The organism is Nautilia sp., from assembly GCF_053994455.1.
Map to the genome: position 1 here is coordinate 37304 of NZ_JBMYAU010000042.1, position 6233 is coordinate 43536.

Consider the following 6233-nt stretch of genomic DNA (forward strand, 5'->3'; position numbering starts at 1 on the left):
ATGAAAAAATCACATTTGCAAAAATTTCCGGACAGTGAAGGTTTTTTCGGAAGATTCGGAGGCGCTTACATTCCGGACGTTTTAAAAGAGGAATTTGAAAGAATTACAAAAGCTTATATGAAACTCAGACGTTCGCACGATTTTTTAAGCGAACTTAAAAGAATTAGAAAACACTACCAGGGGCGCCCCACTCCCGTTTATCATGCAAAAAGACTCTCCGAAGCTTTAGGAGGGGCACAGATATATCTGAAAAGGGAAGATTTAAACCACATGGGCGCACACAAACTAAACCACTGTATGGCTGAAGCCCTGCTTGCGAAATATATGGGCAAAAAGAAACTTATTGCCGAAACGGGAGCCGGACAGCACGGAGTGGCCCTTGCCACCGCTGCGGCTTATTTCGGACTTGAGTGCGAAATACATATGGGTGAAGTGGATATTGAAAAGGAACATCCGAACGTTGTAAGAATGAAAATCCTCGGAGCCGAGGTAATTCCGGCCACTCACGGGCTTAAAACACTAAAAGAAGCCGTCGACAGTGCGTTTGAAAGCTATGTAAAACAGATAGACACCGCACTTTACGCAATCGGAAGCGTTGTGGGACCTCATCCGTTTCCTATGATGGTAAGGGATTTTCAAAGCGTTGTGGGGTTTGAAGCAAAAGAGCAGTTTATGGAAATGGTGGGATTCCTGCCCGATAATGTGGTGGCGTGTGTAGGCGGCGGAAGCAACGCCATGGGAATTTTCAGCGGGTTTATTGACGACGAAGTGGAACTTTATGCGGTCGAGCCTTTAGGAAAAGGAACTAAACTCGGAGAACATGCCGCAACGCTCATGTACGGTGACGAAGGCGTTATTCACGGATTCAATACCGTTATGCTAAAAGACGAAAACGGCGAACCGGCTCCCGTTCATTCAATCGCCAGCGGACTTGATTATCCGGGTGTGGGACCTGAACAGGCCTATCTTAAAGAAACAGGAAGATTAAACATAGCCGCAATTACCGATGAGGAAACAATCGACGCATTCTTTGCATTAAGCCAGTATGAGGGTATAATTCCGGCGCTTGAAAGCGCTCACGCCGTGGCTTACGCCATGAAGCTCGCAAAAGAAAAACCGAACGACACCATCCTGGTAAACCTTTCGGGAAGAGGAGACAAAGACATCGATTACGTGGTTGAAAACTACGGAGTCAGGGAAATTAAACTCTGAAAAATTTTCAAATAATATTTTTCCTCTTTCTCCTTTTAATCTGATAATTAAGTAGTTTAGAGATAATTTAAAATTTTTTGATATAATCTTACAAAAAAGGTCATTTAGATGCCCAATGAAAGAAAAACCGAAAATATTATAAGAAAACATTTTCAAAAATTTCACAATATAATTATGGAAGAACAACAATCCGATAATAAAAAAATAGACAAATTATTAAAAAATGCTTCAAAAAAAGGAAACGGAAAAGGATATCCCGAATTTATTATAACTTATAAAAACAATCCTAATTTTCTAATAGTTATAGAATGTAAAGCCGATATTACAAAACATAAAAGTAAAAGTTTAGACAAATATGCGGAATATGCGGTTGACGGTGCACTTTTATACGCATCATTTTTAAGTAAAGAATATGATGTTTTAGCAATAGCCGTTAGCGGAGAAGAAGAAAACAACTTAGAAATCAGCCATTTTTTACAGTTAAAAAACACTACAAAAGTTTACGAAGTTTTTGATAATAAATTATTATCCCCTGATGAATATGAAGAAGGTTATAAAAAAGACGAAAGAAAATTCAATCAGGATTTTCAAAAGCTTTTATCTTACTCTAAAGAATTAAATACAAAATTACATTCATATAAAGTGGAAGAAAATAAAAGAGCCCTTTTAATAAGTGCTATTTTAATAGCTTTAAACGACAAAGCTTTTTACAGTTCTTATCAATATGAAGAAGAACCGAAAAAATTAATTGAGAGTTTATTAAACGCTGTAGAAAGCAAATTAAAAATAAAAAACAATCAGTATTTAAATGATATATTAACCTCTTTTTTATTTTTAAAAACCCACACACGATTATCTAAAGAAAAACATATTCTAAAAGATTTAATAAATGAAATAGATAATAATGTAAATGCCTTTATAAAAACATATAAATATTTTGATACCTTAGGACAATTTTACATAGAATTTCTAAGATATGCAAATGCGGACAAATCATTAGGAATTGTTTTAACACCTCCTCATATAACCGATTTTTTTTGTGAAATTGCTAATATTAATAAAGAAAGTATAGTATTAGATATCTGTGCAGGAACCGGCGGATTTTTAATAAGCGCTATGAAAAAAATGATAATTGATGCTGCAGGAGAAAAAGAAAAAGAACAACATATTAAAGAAAAACAAATTATCGGTATAGAATATCAAGACAGCATTTTTACTATTCTTGCATCAAATATGTATATTCACGGAGACGGCAGAAGTCAATTATTTAAAGGAAGTTGTTTCAATCAAGAAATTAAAGAAAAAATAAAACCGTTAAAACCTAACACATTATTATTAAATCCTCCGTATAAAACCGATAAAAAAAACGATAAAGAAGAATTGGAGTTTGTATTGAACGGACTTGAAATGATAGAAAAAGGAGGAATTGGAGTTGTTATCATTCCTATGAGTAGTGTAATAGAAGAAAAAAAAGAGAAACTTTTATTAAAAGAAAAATTATTAAAAAAACACACGCTTGAAGCGGTATTTTCAATGCCGGATGAACTTTTTTATAATTCACAAGTCAGCGTAAATACCTGCGTAATGGTTATAAAAGCAAAAGAGCCTCATCCGAAAGGTTATAAAACATTTTTCGGTTATTTTAAAAACGACGGCTTTATAAAAGTAAAAAACAAAGGGAGAATTGATTTTTATAACAAATGGAACTTTTTAAAAAACACATATATAAATTTGTACAGAAACAAAGATGAAAAAATAGGTGTCAGTATAAAAAAGGAAATAAGTCATAAAGATGAATGGCTCGCAGAAGCTTATATAAATATAGATTTTAATATAAGCGAACAGGAATTTAATAATTTTATTTACGATTACGTAGGAAATCTGTTTTTATTAAAAAAAATCAAATCAATTTCCCCAAAAAGTTTAATTACAAAAAAAATACCTTTAAAAAAAGACTTTCAATATTTTGATTTAATACAATTTTTTGAATTTAAAAAAGGGGAAAGATTAGTAAAAACTTCAAGAAAAAAAGGAAATATACCTTTTATCACATCCACCTCCTTAAATAACGGTATAGCGGAATTTATAGATTATGAAACATTCAAAAACGAAAAAAAATTATTTAAAAATAATATCACCATTGATATGCTGGCAAATGTTTTTTTTCACGGCTACGAATATTTTAGTGATGATAATATTCATTCTTTAATTCCTAAAAACAAGTATAAAAATTTAATAAACAAATATAATTTGATTTTTATTGCAACTCTTTTGAGAAAAATTTCGATAAGATACGGATATGGAAGACAAGTAAGAATTAAAAGATTGAAAAATGAAAAAATTGCACTTCCTGTAAAAAACAATGAACCGGATTGGAAATTTATGGAAGAATATATAAAAACTTTACCTTATTCTATAAATATATAAAAGGAGATTATATGGATTTTTTTAAAGTCATTCAGACAATCGAAAGCGTACAGCATCCCGCAATCGCCACAAGCCTGGTAAATTTAGGCATTTTACAGGATATCGATTTTGAAGATAACACCGTTAAAGCTACATTTGTATGGCCTTTTGCTAATATTCCGATAAGAGAGCAGATTATAAATTCTGTCGCAATGCCTTTAAAAAGCATGGGACTTGATTTTGAATATGATGAAAGAATAATGAGCGAAGAAGAAAAACAAAAATTCCTAGAACTAGAGCAAAAATACTGGAAAGGAGGTCCCGCAGCCTGCGGGGCTTAATTTCCAAATTATTTAGAAAGCAAAATACCAAGCCATTTTGTTTTTTCATTGCTCATAAGAGCCAATTTAAGCGTCATTGTTAAAGGAACCGCCAAAAACGTTCCTACAACACCAAAAACCCATCCCCACAAAAGCAATGAAAAAAACACAACTGCAGGCGAAAGTCCCAGCCCTTCACCCATAAGTTTAGGTTCTAATACGTTTGAAACTACGTTGTTTATAATAAGATAACCGATACTCACATAAATAAAAACGCTTACATCGTATGTTACAAATGCGATCAAAACCCCGGGAATTGCTGCAATAATAGAACCGACAACCGGAATAAAATTGAAAATAAAAGCCAAAATCCCCAAAAGCCATGCATAAGGCACTTTAAAATATAAAAGCATCAACGTTACTAAAAACCCGGTTAAAAAAGAAGTAAATGTTTTTATAATAAAATATTTTTGAGTGTTTTTAAAAAACGTTTCAAACATTTGTTTGTTTGCAAAAACTAAAGAGAGTTTTTTATTAAAATTACGGGCTTCAAATATCATAAAAGAAACACCTATAAATACGATTAAAAACCCTTTTAAAACATTCCCGGCCTTTGCCAAAAACGTTTTTGCCAATACAATCATTTCACCGCCGCTTAAGATATCGGAATCTATTTTTAAGCCGTAATTTTTTAAAAACCCGTTAATTTCACCTATAAGCCCTAAAAATTTCTCCTGATAAAAAGAGGCATTTTGCAAAAACTCTTTTAAAGAAGAATTTATAACCATAAACATAATTCCAAATCCCAAAACAACAAGCAGTGCGGAAAATATATATCCTACAATTAAAGGAATCCCTCTTTTTTCCAAAAAAGTAACCAAAGGATAAACCAGCATCGTTAAAAAAAGCGATAAAATCAAATAGATTAAAAAAGGGGAAAGAAATTTAAGTCCGATAATCGTAATAATTGCGGCTGCAATGTAAACAATATACATCAGTCAATCTTTAAAACGCTCAAAAACGCTTCTTGAGGAATGTTTACCTTTCCTATGGCTTTCATTCTTTTTTTACCTTTTTTCTGTTTTTCAAGAAGTTTTCTTTTCCTGCTTATATCCCCTCCGTAACATTTAGCCGTTACGTCTTTTCTGAGAGCTTTTACCGTTTCACGCGCGATTATTTTATTTCCTATACTTGCCTGAATCGCTACTTCAAACAACTGTCTTGGAATTAACTCTTTCATCACCTTGATAAGCTCACGTCCCCTTCTTTCGGCTTTGTCTTTTGGAACGATTACACTAAGAGCATCCACAGGCTCACCCGCAACCCTAATATCCATTTTTACAAGATCGCCTTCCCTGTAACCGATAGGCTCGTAATCAAAACTCGCATAACCTTTTGTAAGAGTTTTGAGTTTGTCATAAAAATCGGTAACTATTTCATTAAGAGGTATTTCATATTCTAAAAGCACCCTCTCAGGGCTTAGATAATCCATTTTGCTCTGAATACCCCTTTTTTCGTTTAAAAACTGAATCAGATTCCCCACAAATTCATTAGGGGTCAAAATTGTGGCTTTAACATAAGGCTCGTAAATTTTATCTATTTTATTAGGAGGGGGAAGTTCGCTTGGATTACTTATTTCTATCTCTTCGCCGTCTGTCAGTTTAACTTTATACGTAACGCTCGGAGCGGTTGCAATCAGCTCAATTCCAAATTCCCTCTCAAGCCTCTCTTTTACAACCTCCATATGAAGCATACCTAAAAAACCTACCCTGAATCCGAATCCTAATGCCTGAGATGTTTCAGGCTCAAACGTAATTGACGCATCGTTAAGTTTGAGTTTTTCAAGTGCATCCCTTAAATCGTCGTATTTATCCGTATCAATCGGATAAATCCCTGCAAACACGAAGCTTTTGGCCTCTTCAAATTCATCGGCAGGCTCTTTTGCCGGATTTTTGGCATCGGTAATCGTATCACCTACCCTGATATCCGCCACGTTTTTAAGTCCCATTACCACAACGCCGATTTCACCCGTTTTGATTTCGTCGGTTTTTAGCTTTTTAATCGGATGCGGATAGTAAAGGTCTAAAACTTTATGCTTTTTACCAGTACCCATAACAAGCACTTCCTGGTTTTTCCTGATGCTCCCGTCAAATACTCTTACAAGACACACGGCCCCAAGATAATTGTCAAACCAGCTGTCGTAAATCAAAGCTTTGGCTGGAGCCTCAGGGTCCCCCTGAGGTGCTGGAATTCTCTCAACTATAGCGTCAAGCAGCTCTTCAATCCCTATTCCCG

General features: G+C 34.1%; 5 protein-coding genes. 3 read left to right on the forward strand and 2 right to left on the reverse strand.

The genetic code is table 11. The features are described from left to right. The 3 genes from trpB (at position 1) to ACXJIE_RS03010 (ending at position 3959) form a co-directional block, all read left to right on the forward strand. A complete protein-coding gene (gene trpB / locus ACXJIE_RS03000) occupies positions 1-1212 on the forward strand; it encodes a tryptophan synthase subunit beta (protein WP_456479495.1) in 1212 nt (403 codons plus the stop codon). Positions 1213-1320: 108 nt separating this feature from the next. Beyond that, positions 1321-3639 carry an N-6 DNA methylase gene (locus ACXJIE_RS03005; RefSeq protein WP_456479496.1) on the forward strand — a complete coding sequence of 773 codons (2319 nt, stop codon included), beginning with the start codon at positions 1321-1323 and terminating at the stop codon, positions 3637-3639. A gap of 11 nt (positions 3640-3650) precedes the next feature. Further along, positions 3651-3959 (forward strand): iron-sulfur cluster assembly protein, encoded by a 309-nt coding sequence (locus tag ACXJIE_RS03010; protein WP_456479497.1) that lies wholly within the window; start codon positions 3651-3653, stop codon positions 3957-3959. Positions 3960-3967: 8 nt separating this feature from the next. Here the strand turns inward: ACXJIE_RS03010 and ACXJIE_RS03015 are convergent, their stop codons facing one another. Further along, positions 3968-4933: an AI-2E family transporter gene (locus ACXJIE_RS03015; protein ID WP_456479498.1), complete on the reverse strand. Its 966-nt coding sequence runs from the start codon at positions 4931-4933 to the stop codon at positions 3968-3970. Beyond that, positions 4933-6233 (reverse strand): translation elongation factor 4 (lepA, locus tag ACXJIE_RS03020; protein WP_456479499.1); only part of this gene is annotated, 1301 nt, incomplete at its 5' end. The genes ACXJIE_RS03015 and lepA, both read right to left, overlap by 1 nt.